This window comes from Saccharothrix texasensis (genome assembly GCF_003752005.1).
GTDB lineage: Bacteria > Actinomycetota > Actinomycetes > Mycobacteriales > Pseudonocardiaceae > Actinosynnema > Actinosynnema texasense.
In genome coordinates, this window is the sequence record NZ_RJKM01000001.1 from 5,914,747 (window position 1) to 5,929,987 (window position 15,241).

The following is a 15,241-nucleotide window of genomic DNA, read 5'->3' on the forward strand; positions in this document are numbered from 1 at the left end:
TCATGGCCAAGAAGGCGCTGATCAACAAGGCCGCGGCCAAGCCGAAGTTCAAGGTGCGGGGTTACACCCGCTGCCAGCGTTGCGGTCGCCCGCACTCGGTGTTCCGCAAGTTCGGCCTGTGCCGGATCTGCCTCCGCGAGATGGCGCACCGGGGCGAGCTGCCCGGTGTGAACAAGTCCAGCTGGTAAGTCCGGCTCGGCGGCAGGTTTTTCCAGTCTCATCACTTCGCTGTAGGCCCGTCCACGACCAGCCGGCCGCAAGGCCGGCTCGGACCCTGGCTGGGGAACCGCAGCGAGAAAGGTTGACCAGGTCACCATGACGATGACCGACCCGATCGCAGACATGTTGACGCGTCTGCGGAACGCGAACTCGGCTTACCACGACAAGGTCGTGATGCCGCACTCGAAGTTGAAGGCCAACATCGCCGAGATCCTCAAGCGCGAGGGTTACATCGCGAGCTACCGCGATGAGCAGGGCGACGTGGCCAAGAACCTGGTGATCGAGCTGAAGTACGGCCCGAACCGGGAGCGCAGCATCGCCGGCCTCCGCCGCGTGTCGAAGCCGGGCCTGCGCGTGTACGCGAAGTCGACCAACCTGCCGAAGGTGCTGGGCGGTCTGGGCGTCGCGATCATTTCGACCTCTGGCGGTCTGATGACCGACCGCCAGGCCAACAAGTCGGGCGTGGGCGGAGAAGTCCTCGCCTACGTCTGGTGAGGAAGGGGGACTAGGCAATGTCGCGCATCGGAAAACTGCCGATCACCGTCCCCTCCGGGGTCGACGTGAACATCGACGGCCAGGCTGTGAGCGTGAAGGGGCCCAAGGGCACCTTGTCGCTCAACATCGCTGAGCCGATCATCATCGAGAAGGCCGAAGACGGCACCCTCGAGGTGAAGCGCCCGAACGACGAGCGTCGCAGCCGCTCGCTGCACGGCCTGTCGCGCACCTTGGTGCAGAACATGGTCGTCGGCGTCACGCAGGGCTACGAGAAGAAGATGGAAATCCACGGCGTCGGTTACCGCGTGGCGCTGAAGGGTTCCGACCTGGAGTTCGCGCTGGGCTACAGCCACCCGGTGAAGGTCGAGGCCCCCGAGGGCATCACCTTCGCGGTGGAGACCCCGACCCGCTTCTCCGTGGCCGGTATCGACAAGCAGCTCGTCGGCGAGGTCGCCGCCAACATCCGCAAGCTGCGCAAGCCCGACCCGTACAAGGGCAAGGGCGTGCGCTACTCGGGTGAGAAGATCCGCCGCAAGGTCGGAAAGACGGGTAAGTGACATGAGCGAGACTGCAACGAAGTCCGTTCCTTCGGGGCGGAAGCCGGTGGGCAAGGACATCTCGACCACTCGCCGCATCGCCAAGACGCGCCGTCACTTCCGTCTCCGCAAGAAGGTCAGCGGCACGGCGGAGCGCCCGCGCCTGGTCGTGCACCGGTCGTCGAAGCACATCACCGTGCAGATCATCGACGACCTGGCCGGCCGCACCCTGGCGGCGGCGTCCTCCGTCGAGGCGGACGTCCGGTCGATCGACGGCGACAAGAAGGCCCGTGCGGCGAAGGTCGGCCAGCTGGCCGCCGCCCGTGCCAAGGACGCCGGGATCAGCAAGGTGGTCTTCGACCGCGGCGGCAACGCCTACCACGGTCGGATCGCCGCTCTGGCCGATGCCGCTCGCGAGGCTGGGCTGGAGTTCTGACAATGAGCCTTAACTTTGGGCAAATGAACCGAATTGAGAGGGACGCCTGATGCCAGGACGCACGCGTCGCGAAGGCGGCGGGGGCGAGCGCGGAGAGCGCCGCGACCGTCGTGACGGTGGCCGCGGCGGAGCGGCCCAGGAGAAGACCCCGCACCTGGAGCGCGTGGTTGCGATCAACCGCGTCTCCAAGGTCGTGAAGGGTGGTCGTCGCTTCAGCTTCACCGCGCTGGTCGTGGTCGGCGACGGCGACGGCATGGTCGGTGTCGGCTACGGCAAGGCCAAGGAAGTGCCGGCGGCCATCGCCAAGGGTGTCGAGGAGGCGAAGAAGAACTTCTTCCGCGTCCCCCGCATCGCGGGCACGATCCCTCACCCGATCCAGGGCGAGAAGGCGGCCGGTGTGGTGCTGCTGCGCCCGGCCTCGGCCGGTACCGGTGTCATCGCCGGTGGCGCGGTCCGCGCGGTGCTGGAGTGCGCCGGCGTCCACGACGTGCTGAGCAAGTCGCTGGGCTCGGACAACGCCATCAACATCGTGCACGCCACGGTGGCGGCCCTGAAGGGCCTCCAGCGTCCCGAGGAGGTGGCCGCCCGTCGCGGTCTGCCGCTCGAGGATGTGGCTCCCGCCGGCATGCTCCGTGCCCGTGCAGGGGCGGTGTGACCATGGCTGAGCTCAAGGTGACGCAGGTCAAGAGCAGCATCGGTACCAAGCGCAACCACCGCGAGTCCCTCCGGACCCTCGGTCTGCGCAAGATCCGCCAGTCGGTGGTCCGCGAGGACACGCCGCAGGTGCGCGGTTTGATCCACACCGTGCGCCACCTGGTGGTCGTCGAGGAGGTCCAGTCGTGACCATCAAGATCCATGACCTGCGTCCGGCCCCCGGCGCCAAGACCGCGAAGACCCGTGTCGGTCGTGGTGAGGGCTCCAAGGGCAAGACGGCGGGCCGCGGCACGAAGGGCACCGGAGCGCGGAAGAACGTTTCCCCGCGCTTCGAGGGTGGCCAGATGCCGCTGCACATGCGCCTGCCCAAGCTGAAGGGCTTCCGCAACCCGTTCCGCACGGAGTACCAGGTCGTGAACGTGGGCGACCTCGCCCGCCTGTTCCCGAACGGTGGCCGGGTGGACGTGGACGCCCTCATCAACGCGGGCCTGGTGCGCAAGAACGAGCTCGTGAAGGTCCTCGGCAACGGTGACCTGGACGGCGTCAAGCTCGACGTCGTGGCGAACAAGTTCTCCGGCAGCGCGGTCGAGAAGATCGCCGCCGCCGGTGGCACCACCACCGTGCTCTGACGCACGACGCACGACGCACTGCCGAACGGCCCCGGAGCCTCCCGCTCCGGGGCCGTTCGCGTGCCCGGGTTTTTGACGGTTGCCGGCGTTCGCGCGGGGTGTCCCGCGGGGCGGGAGAGGTGCTCCCGGGCTGATGAGACGGTGTTCGCGCAGGGCGTAAACCCGGTTGTCGGCCGGGTTAGCGTGCACCCATGTGGCTCGCGGTCTTCTTCGGCGCCTCGGTCCTGGTCGCACTGACCCCCGGCGCCAACAACCTCCTGGGCATGCACCACGGGGTCCACCACGGCCCGTTGCGGGCCGTGGTGGCGCTCCTGGGCCGTCTTGCGGCCTTCTCCCTGATGGTCGGCGCGGTGGTCGCCGGGCTGGGGCCCGTCCTGGCCGCCAGCCACACCGCGCTCACCGTGATCAAGTGGGCCGGTGTGGCGTACCTCGTCTACCTGGCCGTGCGCATCCTGACGAGCCGGGAGAGCGCCGAAACCCCAGCCAGGAAGGGCACTCCGCTGCGCAAGGAGTTCCTGGTGGCGATCACCAACCCCAAGGCCCTGCTGATCTTCACCGCGTTCGTGCCGCAGTTCGTCGACCCGGCGCGCGGGCCCATCCCGGTGCAGCTCGCCACCCTCGGCGCGGTCTACCTGGCCGCGGAGGCGCTGGCGGGCACGGCGTACGTGGCGCTGGGCGCGGGCATCCGCAAGGCCGGGCTGACCCGGCGCGCCAAGGCCCGGCTGGACAAGGGCACGGCGGCGGTCCTGCTCGGCATGGCCGGTCTGCTGGCGACCAGTCGAACTTGATCCATTCGGGGGCTTGCCGGCAGCGGTAGTCGATCGGGTACGAAGTGTGAGGGAAGACTGACTACGGCGATCGGCCAAGCGGCTGTTAAAGTCGCGGGCTGAACCCGGATGCCCTCCGGGTGGTCGCGGCTATCCGTCGCTTCCGCCACCGTCGGCGATGGTCGACGGCATGTCCGCAAGACTGTGCCGGCAACACAGCCGGCACCGCAGGATGCCGACCCCAGTGGGGCGGCAACGCTGATGGAGGTTCGCGTGCTCGGCGCATTCCGCTCGGCTCTCGCGACGCCGGACCTACGCAAGAAGATCCTTTTCACACTGGGGATCGTCGTGGTGTACCGGTTGGGCGCCACCATGCCCGCGCCGGGCGTCTCCTTCAAGAACGTCAAACAGTGTGTCGAGTCGGTCGACCAGCAGGGGATCTACTCCCTGATCAACCTGTTCAGCGGTGGCGCGCTGCTGAACTTGTCGATCTTCGCACTCGGCATCATGCCGTACATCACGGCGAGCATCATCGTCCAGCTGCTCACCGTGGTGATTCCGCGGTTCGAGCAGCTGAAGAAGGAAGGGCAGGCGGGTCAGGGCAAGCTGACCCAGTACACCCGCTACCTGACCATCGCGCTGGCGGTCCTGCAGTCCACGGGCATCATCGCCCTGGCCGTGCGCGGGCAGCTGTTCCAGAACTGCGACGTGCCCGTCATCCCCGACGACAGCATCTTCAACCTGGCCGTCCTGGTGGTCGTGATGACCGCGGGCACCAGCGTGATCATGTGGCTCGGTGAGATCATCACCGAGAAGGGGATCGGCAACGGCATGTCGCTGCTGATCTTCACCGGCATCGCGGCGCGCATCCCGATCGAGGGCAAGATCATCCTCGACCGCGGTGGCCTCACGTTCTTCCTGGTCTGCGTCGCGGCACTGCTGATCATCGCCAGCGTCATCTACGTGGAGCAGGCGCAGCGCCGCATCCCGGTCCAGTACGCGAAGCGGATGATCGGCCGCCGGATGTACGGCGGCACGTCGACCTACCTGCCGCTCAAGGTGAACCAGGCCGGTGTCATCCCGGTCATCTTCGCCTCGTCGCTGCTGTACCTGCCCGACCTGATCTCGCGCCTGACCGCGTCCACCGACGGCGGGGCGCCGAACTGGTGGGAGAGCTTCGTCGCGACGCACCTGGTGAGCCAGTCCAGCCCGGTGCACATCGCGCTCTACTTCCTCCTGATCGTCTTCTTCACGTACTTCTACGTCGGCATCACGTTCAACCCGGACGAGCGCGCGGACGAGATGAAGAAGTTCGGTGGGTTCATCCCGGGCATCCGGCCGGGCCGTCCCACCGCCGAGTACCTCCGCTTCGTGTTGGGGCGGATCACGCTGCCGGGCTCGCTCTACCTGGGCATCGTCGCCATCCTGCCGAACCTGTTCCTCGACCTCACCGGTCAGGGCCAGAACCAGAACTTCCCGTTCGGCGGCACGGCGGTGCTGATCATGGTCGGTGTCGGCCTCGACACCGTGAAGCAGATCGAGAGCCAGCTCATGCAGCGCAACTACGAAGGGTTCCTCCGCTAGTGCGACTCGTTCTCGTCGGCCCGCCCGGTGCGGGCAAGGGCACCCAGGCCAAAACGCTCAGCCGCGAGCTCGGCGTGCCGCACATCTCCACCGGGGACCTGTTCCGCGCCCACATCAGCGAGCAGACCGATCTGGGCAAGGAAGTCCAGGAGTACCTGGACTCGGGCGAGTTGGTGCCGGACGAGGTGACCAACGAGATGGTGCGCGTCCGGCTCTCGCAGCCGGACGCCGCCAACGGGTTCCTGCTCGACGGCTTCCCGCGCAACACGGCCCAGGCGGGCGTGCTGGGCGAGATGCTGGCGGCTGAGGGCCAGAAGCTCGACGCGGTGCTGGAGTTCCGGATCGACGAGGACGTCGTGGTCGAGCGCCTGCTCGCCCGGGGTCGCACGGACGACAAGGAAGACGTGATCCGGCACCGCCAGCAGGTGTACCGGACGGAGACCGCGCCGCTGCTCGACTACTACGCCGACATCGTCGTGAGCATCGACGCCGTCGGCGAGGTCGACGAGATCAGCGAGCGCGCTCTGCGCGCCTTGCGCGACCTGAAGTGAGCGGTGGACTTGTCGATGCGCTGCGTCGGGTCGTCCCCGGTCGGGACCGCATGATCGAGATCAAGAGCCGCGACCAGCTCGAAGCCATGAGGGCTGCCGGGCTGGTCGTGGCGCGCACCCTGGCGCTGCTGGCCTCGCACGCGAAGGCCGGCGTCAGCACCGCCGAGCTGGACGAGCTGGCCGAGCAGAACATCCGCGACGCGGGCGCCATCCCGTCGTTCAAGGGCTACCACGGGTTCCCCGCGTCGATCTGCGCGTCGGTGAACGAGCAGGTGGTCCACGGCATCCCCAGCCGCACCCAGGTGCTGGCCGAGGGTGACCTGATCTCGATCGACTGCGGCGCCATCCTCGACGGGTGGCACGGCGACTCGGCGATCACCCTGCCCGTGGGCGTGGTGACCGACGCGGAGCTGAAGCTGTCCGAGGCCACCCGGGCGTCCATGCTGGCCGGCATCGAGGCGGCCGTGGCCGGCGCGCGGCTCAGCGACGTCTCGTTCGCGATCGAGTCGGCCACCATCCTCGCCGGCGAGGAGCACGGCTTCGAGTACGGCATCGTGGAGGGCTACGGCGGCCACGGCATCGGCACGAAGATGCACATGGACCCGTTCCTGCCGAACCACGGCAAGCCCGGCAAGGGGCCGCGCCTCAAGCCCGGCATGGCCATCGCCATCGAGCCGATGCTCACGCTGGGGACCGAGCGGACCGTCGAGCTGGACGACGGCTGGACCGTCATCACCGCTGACGGTTCGCGCGCCGCGCACTGGGAGCACTCGGTGGCCATCACCGATGACGGGCCCTGGGTGCTGACCGCTCTCGACGGTGACTGACCTGGTCCTCCTGGTCCTCCTGGTCGTCAGCTCGGTCGCTGACTGATCTTCTCGACTCCCTGCGCCGGTGGGCCCGTACTCGGGCTCACCGGCGTTTGGCGTGGGTGGGGTTGGGGGAGGGCTGAAGAGCTTGAAAAGCATGTCCTCGCCGGACGGGCAGATCAGCAGGATGACCCCTTGCCAGGTGGTTCTGTGCCGGGTCCGTTGTGGTCCGGGGTGCGTGTCATCCCACCGACCTCCCTCCGGGCTACCACACGTATCAAGGGGGCGCCCCCAGTCGACGCCGTGGCCAGTGCTGGACAACGCCCCCTTGACACGCGCGGTAGGGCAAAGCCAGGTCGGCGGGATGACACGAACCCCTCGATTATGCAAACCGTCCTGGCACTGACAGCGGGTCGGGTGACGGTCGACGGGGATTGATCCGGGTCCGTCGCCGCGGGCCGGTCGCTGTCGGTCCACTGACCGGCTCTTCTCCCCAGAGGAGGGGTTCGTGTCATCCCGCCGACCTGGCGCAGCCCTGCCACGCGTGTCAAGGGGGGCCGGGTTCACCGATGGCTACGGCTCTCACTGGGGGCCGGCCCCCCTTGATACGTGTGGTAGCCCTTGTGGAGGTCGGCGGGATGACACGTACCCCGGACCAACGACGGGCCCGGCACAGAACCGCCTGGCGAGGGGTCATCCTGCTGATCTGCCCGTCCGGCGAGGACATGCTTTGGAAGCTTTTACAGCTCTTGAACCTCTCGAACTCTTGAACCTCTCGAACGGGGGCTAGCACCATGTCCGAACCCCACCCCTCCCCGTCACCATTGACCGGTGACCCAGCCTGTGCGGCCCGAGGACATGCGGGCCTCCGACGCCGAACGCGAACTGGTCCAGCAGTGGCTGCACCGCGCCCACGCCGACGGCAGCCTCGACCTCGCCGAGTTCGACGCCCGGGTGGTGCGCACCTGGGAGTCCAAGACCCGAGGTGACCTGGCTGCCCTCACCGTCGACCTGCCGAACGTGTTCCACACGTCCGCCCAGCTGCCCACCCCGATCACCTCGGTCGTGCTGCCCGCACCCGAACCGGTGAGAACGAGCGGCGGGCGCAAGGCGTTGAAGGTGCTCAGCACGATCTGGCTGAGCGTCAGCGCGCTGAACCTCGCCCTCTGGCTGCTCGTCAGCCTGCTCGGCGGCGACGGCTTCGTGCACCCGTGGTTCCTCTGGGTCGCGGTGCCACCTGGAGCCGTCCTCGGAGTCCTCTGGTGGAGCACTCACCCGCAACGGTAACGCTGTTACGGGTGAGTAGCATGACTGGCAGGGAGGTGGCGACGTGACCGTGCCCCACGAGCCCCACGAGCCCCACGAGCCCCACGAGCCCCACGAGCCCCACGAGCAGCCCGAGTCCTTCGAGTCCTTCACCCGCGCGGTGGACAACGACCGTGCCGCGACCGTCGAGGTGCTGTCCCGAGCCCACGCCGAGGGCAGGCTGACCCTGGCCGAGCTCGACGAGCGCACCCGCGCCGTCTACGAAGCGGGCACGTACGCCGAACTCGGCGCGCTGACCGCGGACCTGCCCCGTGACGCGCCCCACGGCCCCCGCACGTCTCGCTCGCCGCACGACACCCACTCGGCCCGGCAGCCCCACTCGCCGCAGCAGCCCGGCACGTCGTACCAGGCCCACGCGTCGTACCAGGCCCACACGTCCTATCAACCTCGCACGTCCTACCAACCCCCGACCCGCGCGCACCACGCACCACCACCGGAGCGACGACGCTGGAGCACGACGGCTAAGGTGATCGCAGGCGCCTGGTTCGCCGCGAGCTTCGTCAACTTCCTCATCTGGGGCATCATCAGCCTCTCCCTGGGCGAGGCCGTCTACCCCTGGTGGATCTGGGTCGCGGGACCGTGGGGGTTGCTCCTGCTGGTCGGTCACCAGGCTCGATTTGGGCGTTCGAGCTGACCCGCGTACTATGGAACGGTGGCGCACACGTCGCGCCGGTTCCGCCATGCCCGGGGATTTCCTCCCCGGAGGTGGCCAGGGTTCGCAAGGGCCTGGAGGAGTCGGGGTGCCGCGTGCCCCCACTTCAGAAGTAACACCCACCGTCACGAAACGCGGAGGACATGGGCAAGAAGGACGGGGCCATTGAGGTCGAGGGCCGCGTAGTCGAACCGCTCCCCAACGCGATGTTCCGCGTCGAGCTGGAGAACGGTCACAAGGTCCTGGCACACATCAGCGGCAAGATGCGTCAGCACTACATCCGCATCCTCCCTGAGGACCGGGTTGTCGTGGAGCTCTCGCCCTACGACCTGTCCCGCGGGCGCATCGTCTACCGCTACAAGTGACCTCCGACGCGCCCCAGCACGGGCACGTCGGCTGACGCAGGAGAAGCTCAGGCGTGAAGGTCCAGCCGAGCGTCAAGAAGATCTGCGACAAGTGCAAGGTGATCCGCCGCCACGGCCGGGTCATGGTGATCTGCGAGAACCTGCGCCACAAGCAGCGCCAGGGCTGAGCGGAGCACGACCAGCACGAGTCGAGTCTTCACCGGACGCGACCACGAGTAAGCCTCCTCGCACCTGCCGCGCACTGAGCACCGCGCGCGGCACACCCCCGGACTCCAGGCCGGGGCCGGGACACCGGTCGCGAGAGCGACCGGAACTGACACAGCGAGTCAGTCCCGGGATCGGGCGAGGAGCAGACCTGGAGCGACACCACTGTTAGGAGCAAGCGCCGTATGGCACGACTCGCTGGCGTCGACCTCCCCCGCGAAAAGCGGTTGGAGATCGCGCTCACCTACATCTTCGGCATCGGTCGGACGCGCTCGAAGGAGCTGCTGACCGCCACCGAGATCTCCCCGGACATCCGGGTGAAGGATCTCGGCGACGACGACCTGACGAAGCTGCGGGACTACATCGAGAACCACTTCAAGGTCGAGGGTGACCTCCGCCGCGAGGTTCAGGCCGACATCCGCCGGAAGATGGAAATCGGCTGCTACGAGGGGCTGCGCCACCGTCGCAACCTGCCCGTCCGCGGGCAGCGCACCAAGACGAACGCGCGCACTCGTAAGGGTCCGAAGAAGACCGTCGCCGGCAAGAAGAAGGCCGGAAAGAAGTAAGACCTCGCGTCTCCAGCTCTGACAAGTAGGAGTTCACCCAGACATGCCACCCAAGTCCCGCACGGGCGCCGGGGTCAAGAAGGTCCGGCGCAAGGAAAAGAAGAACGTCTCGCACGGCCAGGCGCACATCAAGAGCACGTTCAACAACACCATCGTGTCCATCACGGACCCGCTGGGCAACGTGATCAGCTGGGCGTCCGCCGGCCACGTCGGCTTCAAGGGCTCTCGCAAGTCCACGCCGTTCGCCGCGCAGATGGCCGCCGAGAACGCCGCCCGCAAGGCCGCCGAGCACGGTATGCGCAAGGTGGACGTGTTCGTGAAGGGCCCCGGCTCCGGCCGGGAGACCGCGATCCGTTCGCTGCAGGCCGCCGGCCTCGAGGTCGGCACCATCCAGGACGTGACCCCGCAGCCCCACAACGGCTGCCGCCCGCCCAAGCGGCGCCGGGTCTGAGGCACGGGGAGGAGTAAGACACTATGGCTCGCTATACCGGACCGGCCACTCGCATCTCGCGCCGTCTCAAGGTCGACCTCGTCGGCGGGGACCAGGCGTTCGAGCGTCGTCCTTACCCGCCCGGCCAGCACGGCCGCGGTCGGATCAAGGAGTCCGAGTACCTGCTGCAGTTGCAGGAGAAGCAGAAGGCCCGCTACACGTACGGCGTCCTGGAGAAGCAGTTCCGGCGCTACTACGAGGAAGCGGTTCGTCGTCCCGGCAAGACCGGTGAGAACCTGCTGCAGATCCTGGAGTCCCGGCTCGACAACGTGGTGTACCGCGCGGGTCTCGCGCGCACCCGTCGTCAGGCCCGCCAGCTGGTCAGCCACGGTCACTTCATCGTGAACGGCCAGAAGGTCAACATCCCGAGCTTCCGGGTGTCGAAGTTCGACATCATCGACGTGAAGCCGAAGTCGCTGCCCACGCTGCCCTTCGAGGCCGCGCGCGCTTCCTTCGGCGACCGGCCGATCCCGGCGTGGCTCCAGGTCGTGCAGAGCAACCTGCGCATCCTGGTCCACCAGCTGCCGGAGCGGGCGCAGATCGACACGCCCGTCACCGAGCAGCTCATCGTCGAGCTCTACTCGAAGTGATCCTCCTGGAGGGGCCGTCCGCGGCCCCTCCAGTCGGGTCCCGCGGCGGCGCGAAATGGTGTGCCGCATGCGTTTGCCGGTCTCCGCGACCGGCTTCCACGACGTCAAATAGCGGGCGTCGGGGTGAGAAGGGAAGAACCCAGTGCTGATTTCCCAGCGTCCCTCGCTCAGCGAGGAAGCGGTCAACGAGACCCGCTCCCGGTTCGTCATCGAGCCGCTGGAGCCGGGCTTCGGCTACACCCTCGGCAACTCGATTCGCCGCACCCTGCTGTCGTCCATCCCCGGCGCGGCCGTGACCAGCATCCGCATCGACGGTGTGCTGCACGAGTTCACGACCGTCCCCGGTGTGAAGGAAGACGTCACCGACATCATCCTCAACCTCAAGGAGCTGGTCGTCAGCTCCGAGGAGGACGAGCCGGTGACCATGTACCTGCGCAAGCAGGGGCCGGGCGCGGTGACCGCGGGCGACATCGTGCCTCCGGCCGGTGTCACCGTGCACAACCCCGACCTGCACATCGCCACCCTGAACGGCAAGGGCAAGCTGGAGATCGAGCTCGTGGTCGAGCGCGGTCGCGGCTACGTCCCCGCCGTGCAGAACAAGCAGGCCGGCGCCGAGATCGGCCGCATTCCGGTCGACTCGATCTACTCGCCCGTCATGAAGGTGACCTACAAGGTCGAGGCCACCCGTGTCGAGCAGCGGACCGACTTCGACAAGCTGATCCTCGACGTCGAGACCAAGCCGTCCATCACACCGCGCGACGCCGTCGCGTCGGCCGGTAAGACGCTGGTCGAGCTGTTCGGTCTCGCTCGCGAGCTGAACGTCGACGCCGAGGGCATCGAGATCGGCCCCTCGCCCGCCGAGGCGGACACCATCGCGGCGTTCGCGATGCCGATCGAGGACCTGGACCTCACCGTCCGGTCCTACAACTGCCTCAAGCGCGAGGGCATCCACACCGTGGGCGAGCTCGTCTCGCGCAGCGAGGCGGACCTGCTGGACATCCGCAACTTCGGCGCGAAGTCGATCGACGAGGTCAAGATGAAGCTCGTCGGTCTCGGCCTCGCGCTGAAGGACAGCCCCCCCGGGTTCGACCCGTCGGCCGCCGCGTCCGACTACCCCGCCGAAGGCTGGGGCACGGACACCGCCGTGGACACCCACGACGACGGCCAGGACTACGCGGAGACCGAGCAGCTCTGAGGTCGCTTAGCGGCCGGGCCGGAGCAGAGGATCAGAAAGAAATCCGAGGAGCAATTCGATGCCCACCCCCACCAAGGGACCCCGTCTCGGGGGCTCGCCGGCCCACGAGCGGCTGATGCTGGCCAACCTGGCCACGTCCCTGTTCACCCACGGTCGGATCACGACCACCGAGGCCAAGGCGAAGCGGCTGCGCCCGTACGCCGAGAAGCTGATCAGCAAGGCGAAGGTCGGTGACCTGCACAACCGTCGCGAGATCCTGAAGGTGATCCGCGACAAGGACATCGTGCACAAGCTGTTCGCCGAGATCGGCCCGCAGTTCGCCGACCGCCCCGGTGGCTACACCCGCATCACCAAGACGCTGCCGCGCAAGGGCGACAACGCCCCCATGGCCGTGATCGAGCTGATCGCGGAGTCCACCGTCACCTCCGAGGCGGAGCGCGCCCGCAAGACCAAGTTCGCCAAGGACGAGGCCACCCCCAAGAAGGACACGGCGGCGGCCACGACCGAGGAGACCAAGGTCGAGGACGCCGACCAGGACGCGGACGCGCCCGAGTCGGCCACCAAGGACGCCGCCGAGGAGCCCGCCGAGGGCGCTTCGGACGAGGCCGCTGAGGCCCCGAAGGCCGAGGACAAGAAGGACGAGTCCTGACGGACGCGCACTTCACCGACGAGCCCGTCGTTCCCGCTGGGGACGACGGGCTCGTTCGTGTGCGACTGGACCTGGCCTACGACGGCACCGGGTTCTCCGGGTGGGCGCGCCAGCCCGACCGCCGCACCGTGTGCGGGGTGCTGGAGGACACCATGTCGACGGTGCTGCGCGAAGACGTGCAGCTCACCGTGGCGGGGCGCACGGACGCGGGCGTGCACGCGTCGGGGCAGGTGGCGCACGTCGACCTGCCGGCCTCGGTGGACGTCGCGGGCCTGCCGAAGCGCCTGGCCCGCGCGCTGCCCCCGGACGTCCGGGTGTTCTCGGCGCGGGTGGCGCCGACCGAGTTCGACGCCCGGTTCGCCGCGTTGCGCCGGCACTACGAGTACCGGGTCACCGATGCCGCGTCCGGGGCGCACCCGTTGCGGCGGCTGGACACGCTGGCCTGGCCGCGTCCGCTGGACCTGGACGCGTTGAACAGCGCGTCGCGGCTGTTGTTGGGCGAACGGGACTTCTGCGCGTTCTGCAAGCGGCGTGAGGGCGCGACGACGATCCGCGAGCTGCAACGCCTGGAGTGGGTGCGCGACGGGGCCGTGCTGACCGCGCACGTGTCCGCGGACGCGTTCTGCCACTCGATGGTCCGCAGCCTGGTCGGCGCGCTGCTGGCGGTGGGCGAGGGGCGCAAGCCGGTGGGCTGGCCCGCGTCGCTGCTGACGCTGACCGCGCGGTCCAGCGAGGTCACGGTCGCGCCGCCGCACGGGTTGTCGCTGGTCCGGGTCGACTACCCGGCCGACGACGAGCTCGCCGCGCGGGCCGCCGTCACGCGGAACGTGCGCGGCGCGGTGACCGCGACCGGCGTGCCGACCAGCTGAGCCAGGCCACACCGCCCAGCGGTATCTCCGCCAGGTACGTGAAGAACGCGAACAGCAGCACGCCCGCCACGGCCGGCGCGGCGGGCGTGCCCAGGCCGACCAGCAACGCGATGGTGCCGTTCTCGGTGACGCCGACGCCGCCGGGCGTGACCACGGCCAGCGTGAGCAGCCTGCTCACCGCGAACGCCGCCACCGTCGGCCCGGGTCCCAGGTGGACGCCGGCGGCGGCCAGGCACCACCACAGCAGCACGGCTTGCAGCAGCAGGTAGGCGAGCATGCCGGCGGTCATCCGCCACCACCCGGCCCGCACGACCTCACCGGTCTGCCGGCGCAGCCGCAGCAGGAACCGGGTGGCCCGACCGCCGAGGAGCTTGCCGGACCAGCGCAGGCGCGTCAGGACGACCACGGCCAGGCCCGCCCCGACCGCCGTGGCCACCGCCGCGACCAGCACACCGCCGCCGATCACCGCCGCGCCCTGCACGGCCAGCGCGAGCAGCGGCAGCGCCGCCCGGGACAGCGCGTTCCACAGGCCGGTGACGATCGCCGACGTGGTGATCGCCCGCGCGGAGTGGCCCCAGCTCGACGCCATCACCGCGGTCACCGCCACCCCGGCCGCGCCGCCGAACGGCAGCACGTTGCTGACCGCGCTGCCCGCCGCGTTCAGGCTGAACGCCTGGACGTGGCTCAGGCCGGGCAGCGAGGCGGTGAGCACGTAGGTGTAGGCCCAGAGCCCGGCCAGCCACAGCGCGGTCAACCCCAGCGCCGTGCCGGGTCCGACGGCGCGCAGCTGCTCCGCGACCGCCGTCCACGCCACACCGCCCACCGCGGGCACCAGGGCGACCACCAGCCACGCCGCCAGGCCCAGTGACGCCAGCGACGCGGCGATGCGCGACCACCGCCTCACCGTGCTCGCAATCGTTTGCGCTCGACGTACCACTCGGTGCCCAGGACCACGTTGAACAGCGGCGGCGGCAGTTTGAGCAGCGCGGCGAGGGTGCGGGTCGACTCGCCGCCGGTGGTCTGCGTGGCGTGCGCCGCCATGGCGGCCCGCTTCACGTGCGCGTACCGGCGGACGTCCACCGAGTGGGTGATCTCGGTGCGGGCGGTGTAGGCGTGCTCGAACGGGGCCAGGTCGAACCCGCGCACCAGCCGGGCGAGCCGCAGCCCGCGCAACAGCCACGTGCGGTCGACCGTCGCCTCCCAGACGCGCGGGGTGCCGGCGAGCTCGGCGGCCAGCGTGCCGACCCGGTGCACCTGGACGTGGTCGGGGTGGCCGTAGCCGCCGTGGGGGTCGTAGGCGGTGAGCAGGTCGGCGTGCTCCTCGTGCAGCAGCTCGGCCAACCGGCCGGCGGCCTCGCCCACGTCGGCGCGGGCGAACCCGTGCCGCCCGTCCAGGCCGGAGTCGGGGTAGCCGAGGAACTCCACGCGGGCGCAGCCGAGCGCGCGGGCAGACGCGTGCGCCTCCTTGGTGCGGACCGCGCCGAGATCGGCGCGGTGCGTGCTCAGCCCCTGTTCGCCCGCGGTGGCGACGACCAGCACGACCCGGTGCCCCTCCTGGGCGAGGCGCGCCATGGTGCCGCCGGTCAGCAGGGCTTCGTCGTCGGGGTGGGCGTGGAAGAAGACGCACGTTCGGCTCACGGGTGCAAGAGTGTCAG

At 69.1% G+C, this 15,241-nt stretch carries 23 protein-coding genes; 21 read left to right on the forward strand and 2 right to left on the reverse strand.

The features are described 5' to 3' along the window. Positions 1-2 precede the first annotated feature (2 nt). The 21 genes from EDD40_RS26140 (at position 3) to truA (ending at position 13,586) form a co-directional block, all read left to right on the forward strand. Entirely contained in the window at positions 3-188 is a 186-nt protein-coding gene (locus EDD40_RS26140) for a type Z 30S ribosomal protein S14 (RefSeq protein ID WP_033436724.1), read from the forward strand. A gap of 127 nt (positions 189-315) precedes the next feature. After that, entirely contained in the window at positions 316-714 is a 399-nt protein-coding gene (rpsH, locus tag EDD40_RS26145) for a 30S ribosomal protein S8 (RefSeq protein WP_033428586.1), read from the forward strand. Positions 715-731: 17 nt separating this feature from the next. Continuing rightward, positions 732-1,271, forward strand: a complete 540-nt coding sequence (rplF, locus tag EDD40_RS26150) for a 50S ribosomal protein L6 (protein ID WP_123745279.1) — start codon at positions 732-734, stop codon at positions 1,269-1,271. A gap of 1 nt (position 1,272) precedes the next feature. Continuing rightward, positions 1,273-1,686: a 50S ribosomal protein L18 gene (rplR, locus tag EDD40_RS26155; protein WP_123745280.1), complete on the forward strand. Its 414-nt coding sequence runs from the start codon at positions 1,273-1,275 to the stop codon at positions 1,684-1,686. 49 nt (positions 1,687-1,735) lie between these two features. Beyond that, the gene (gene rpsE / locus EDD40_RS26160) at positions 1,736-2,341 is read left to right on the forward strand and encodes a 30S ribosomal protein S5 (RefSeq protein ID WP_037329520.1); all 606 of its coding nucleotides are present in this window, start codon (positions 1,736-1,738) and stop codon (positions 2,339-2,341) included. A gap of 2 nt (positions 2,342-2,343) precedes the next feature. Continuing rightward, positions 2,344-2,529, forward strand: a complete 186-nt coding sequence (rpmD, locus tag EDD40_RS26165; RefSeq protein ID WP_053715223.1) for a 50S ribosomal protein L30 — start codon at positions 2,344-2,346, stop codon at positions 2,527-2,529. Then, positions 2,526-2,969 (forward strand): 50S ribosomal protein L15, encoded by a 444-nt coding sequence (gene rplO / locus EDD40_RS26170; protein ID WP_123745281.1) that lies wholly within the window; start codon positions 2,526-2,528, stop codon positions 2,967-2,969. The genes rpmD and rplO overlap by 4 nt, the downstream gene beginning before the upstream one ends. A gap of 191 nt (positions 2,970-3,160) precedes the next feature. Beyond that, positions 3,161-3,757, forward strand: a complete 597-nt coding sequence (locus tag EDD40_RS26175; protein ID WP_123745282.1) for a LysE family translocator — start codon at positions 3,161-3,163, stop codon at positions 3,755-3,757. A 252-nt stretch (positions 3,758-4,009) separates the two neighbouring features. Beyond that, positions 4,010-5,320, forward strand: coding sequence for a preprotein translocase subunit SecY (secY, locus tag EDD40_RS26180; RefSeq protein ID WP_123748288.1), 1,311 nt, complete (start codon positions 4,010-4,012; stop codon positions 5,318-5,320). Continuing rightward, the gene (locus tag EDD40_RS26185; RefSeq protein ID WP_123745283.1) at positions 5,320-5,871 is read left to right on the forward strand and encodes an adenylate kinase; all 552 of its coding nucleotides are present in this window, start codon (positions 5,320-5,322) and stop codon (positions 5,869-5,871) included. The genes secY and EDD40_RS26185 overlap by 1 nt, the downstream gene beginning before the upstream one ends. 50 nt (positions 5,872-5,921) lie before the next feature. Further along, the gene (gene map, locus EDD40_RS26190) at positions 5,922-6,698 is read left to right on the forward strand and encodes a type I methionyl aminopeptidase (RefSeq protein ID WP_123745284.1); all 777 of its coding nucleotides are present in this window, start codon (positions 5,922-5,924) and stop codon (positions 6,696-6,698) included. Positions 6,699-7,511: 813 nt separating this feature from the next. Beyond that, positions 7,512-7,967: a DUF1707 SHOCT-like domain-containing protein gene (locus EDD40_RS26195; RefSeq protein WP_148088915.1), complete on the forward strand. Its 456-nt coding sequence runs from the start codon at positions 7,512-7,514 to the stop codon at positions 7,965-7,967. A gap of 43 nt (positions 7,968-8,010) precedes the next feature. Continuing rightward, positions 8,011-8,640 carry a DUF1707 SHOCT-like domain-containing protein gene (locus tag EDD40_RS42725; RefSeq protein ID WP_246037818.1) on the forward strand — a complete coding sequence of 210 codons (630 nt, stop codon included), beginning with the start codon at positions 8,011-8,013 and terminating at the stop codon, positions 8,638-8,640. Between the two features lie 161 nt (positions 8,641-8,801). After that, the gene (gene infA / locus EDD40_RS26205; protein ID WP_005166804.1) at positions 8,802-9,023 is read left to right on the forward strand and encodes a translation initiation factor IF-1; all 222 of its coding nucleotides are present in this window, start codon (positions 8,802-8,804) and stop codon (positions 9,021-9,023) included. A 53-nt stretch (positions 9,024-9,076) separates the two neighbouring features. Beyond that, the gene (rpmJ, locus tag EDD40_RS26210; RefSeq protein WP_010148647.1) at positions 9,077-9,190 is read left to right on the forward strand and encodes a 50S ribosomal protein L36; all 114 of its coding nucleotides are present in this window, start codon (positions 9,077-9,079) and stop codon (positions 9,188-9,190) included. Between the two features lie 222 nt (positions 9,191-9,412). After that, positions 9,413-9,793: a 30S ribosomal protein S13 gene (gene rpsM, locus EDD40_RS26215; RefSeq protein ID WP_123745286.1), complete on the forward strand. Its 381-nt coding sequence runs from the start codon at positions 9,413-9,415 to the stop codon at positions 9,791-9,793. A 43-nt stretch (positions 9,794-9,836) separates the two neighbouring features. Continuing rightward, the gene (gene rpsK / locus EDD40_RS26220) at positions 9,837-10,244 is read left to right on the forward strand and encodes a 30S ribosomal protein S11 (protein ID WP_015105236.1); all 408 of its coding nucleotides are present in this window, start codon (positions 9,837-9,839) and stop codon (positions 10,242-10,244) included. Between the two features lie 23 nt (positions 10,245-10,267). Beyond that, the gene (gene rpsD / locus EDD40_RS26225; RefSeq protein ID WP_053718426.1) at positions 10,268-10,873 is read left to right on the forward strand and encodes a 30S ribosomal protein S4; all 606 of its coding nucleotides are present in this window, start codon (positions 10,268-10,270) and stop codon (positions 10,871-10,873) included. A 142-nt stretch (positions 10,874-11,015) separates the two neighbouring features. Further along, positions 11,016-12,068, forward strand: a complete 1,053-nt coding sequence (locus tag EDD40_RS26230) for a DNA-directed RNA polymerase subunit alpha (protein ID WP_123745287.1) — start codon at positions 11,016-11,018, stop codon at positions 12,066-12,068. 58 nt (positions 12,069-12,126) lie between these two features. Then, positions 12,127-12,717 carry a 50S ribosomal protein L17 gene (gene rplQ, locus EDD40_RS26235; RefSeq protein WP_123745288.1) on the forward strand — a complete coding sequence of 197 codons (591 nt, stop codon included), beginning with the start codon at positions 12,127-12,129 and terminating at the stop codon, positions 12,715-12,717. A 59-nt stretch (positions 12,718-12,776) separates the two neighbouring features. Then, entirely contained in the window at positions 12,777-13,586 is an 810-nt protein-coding gene (truA, locus tag EDD40_RS26240; protein WP_246037819.1) for a tRNA pseudouridine(38-40) synthase TruA, read from the forward strand. On the opposite strand, the gene EDD40_RS26245 is transcribed toward truA, so the two are convergent. Next, entirely contained in the window at positions 13,534-14,490 is a 957-nt protein-coding gene (locus tag EDD40_RS26245) for a lysylphosphatidylglycerol synthase domain-containing protein (protein WP_123745290.1), read from the reverse strand. The two genes, truA and EDD40_RS26245, sit on opposite strands and share 53 nt — an antisense overlap. Continuing rightward, positions 14,487-15,224: a PIG-L deacetylase family protein gene (locus tag EDD40_RS26250; protein ID WP_123745291.1), complete on the reverse strand. Its 738-nt coding sequence runs from the start codon at positions 15,222-15,224 to the stop codon at positions 14,487-14,489. Before EDD40_RS26250 ends, EDD40_RS26245 begins: the two co-directional genes overlap by 4 nt. Positions 15,225-15,241 lie beyond the last annotated feature (17 nt).

What these genes read in the sequence shown, in the direction of transcription:
- rpsE (WP_037329520.1), top strand. Translation starts at nt 1,736, where the DNA reads ATGCCAGGACGCACGCGTCGCGAAGGCGGCGGGGGCGAGCGCGGAGAG.
- infA (WP_005166804.1), top strand. Translation starts at nt 8,802, where the DNA reads ATGGGCAAGAAGGACGGGGCCATTGAGGTCGAGGGCCGCGTAGTCGAA.
- map (WP_123745284.1), top strand. Translation starts at nt 5,922, where the DNA reads ATGATCGAGATCAAGAGCCGCGACCAGCTCGAAGCCATGAGGGCTGCC.
- EDD40_RS26140 (WP_033436724.1), top strand. Translation starts at nt 3, where the DNA reads ATGGCCAAGAAGGCGCTGATCAACAAGGCCGCGGCCAAGCCGAAGTTC.
- rpsK (WP_015105236.1), top strand. Translation starts at nt 9,837, where the DNA reads ATGCCACCCAAGTCCCGCACGGGCGCCGGGGTCAAGAAGGTCCGGCGC.
- rpsD (WP_053718426.1), top strand. Translation starts at nt 10,268, where the DNA reads ATGGCTCGCTATACCGGACCGGCCACTCGCATCTCGCGCCGTCTCAAG.
- rplQ (WP_123745288.1), top strand. Translation starts at nt 12,127, where the DNA reads ATGCCCACCCCCACCAAGGGACCCCGTCTCGGGGGCTCGCCGGCCCAC.
- rpsH (WP_033428586.1), top strand. Translation starts at nt 316, where the DNA reads ATGACGATGACCGACCCGATCGCAGACATGTTGACGCGTCTGCGGAAC.
- rpmD (WP_053715223.1), top strand. Translation starts at nt 2,344, where the DNA reads ATGGCTGAGCTCAAGGTGACGCAGGTCAAGAGCAGCATCGGTACCAAG.
- rplR (WP_123745280.1), top strand. Translation starts at nt 1,273, where the DNA reads ATGAGCGAGACTGCAACGAAGTCCGTTCCTTCGGGGCGGAAGCCGGTG.
- EDD40_RS26175 (WP_123745282.1), top strand. Translation starts at nt 3,161, where the DNA reads ATGTGGCTCGCGGTCTTCTTCGGCGCCTCGGTCCTGGTCGCACTGACC.
- rplF (WP_123745279.1), top strand. Translation starts at nt 732, where the DNA reads ATGTCGCGCATCGGAAAACTGCCGATCACCGTCCCCTCCGGGGTCGAC.
- rpsM (WP_123745286.1), top strand. Translation starts at nt 9,413, where the DNA reads ATGGCACGACTCGCTGGCGTCGACCTCCCCCGCGAAAAGCGGTTGGAG.